This window comes from Vibrio sp. T9 (genome assembly GCF_003123985.1).
GTDB lineage: Bacteria > Pseudomonadota > Gammaproteobacteria > Enterobacterales > Vibrionaceae > Vibrio > Vibrio diabolicus.
Map to the genome: position 1 here is coordinate 1 of NZ_NIGY01000050.1, position 521 is coordinate 521.

Below are 521 nucleotides of genomic sequence, written 5' to 3' on the forward strand. Positions count from 1 at the left end.
ACAAAAAGCCAAGAACACTTGAATGTGTTTTTTGGTGTTTATCTTTCGATAAACATTGAGAACTTTACAAACAACAATAAATTGTTGTTTTGTCAGCTTTCCAAATTGTTAAAGAGCTAATCACTTCTAATGAAGTAACCATTTTTAAAAACTCTCAAGAGAGAATGTTTAAAGATGGTATCCCGTAGGGGAGTCGAACCCCTGTTACCGCCGTGAAAGGGCGGTGTCCTAGGCCTCTAGACGAACGGGACACAGAAGTATGTGGTGGAGCTAATCGGGATCGAACCGATGACCTCTTCGCTGCCAGCGAAGCGCTCTCCCAGCTGAGCTATAGCCCCACATAAATTGCTTCAGCATTTTATGCAAAACCAATTTTGCTCTGAAATCTAAACCATATCAATCTGTGTGAACACTCATCGCAATAATCATCGTTTAAGGAGGTGATCCAGCGCCAGGTTCCCCTAGCGCTACCTTGTTACGACTTCACCCCAGTCATGAACCACAAAGTGGTAAGCGTCCCC

At 43.6% G+C, this 521-nt stretch carries 2 tRNA genes and 1 rRNA gene; all 3 read right to left on the reverse strand.

Going from position 1 to position 521, the window contains the following annotated elements:
* Positions 1 to 175 precede the first annotated feature (175 nt).
* Positions 176 to 251: transfer RNA gene (locus CBX98_RS25345), tRNA-Glu, on the reverse strand.
* An 11-nt stretch (positions 252 to 262) separates the two neighbouring features.
* A tRNA-Ala gene (locus tag CBX98_RS25350) sits at positions 263 to 338 on the reverse strand.
* 95 nt (positions 339 to 433) lie between these two features.
* Positions 434 to 521 (reverse strand): 16S ribosomal RNA (locus tag CBX98_RS25355); the annotation flags it as partial.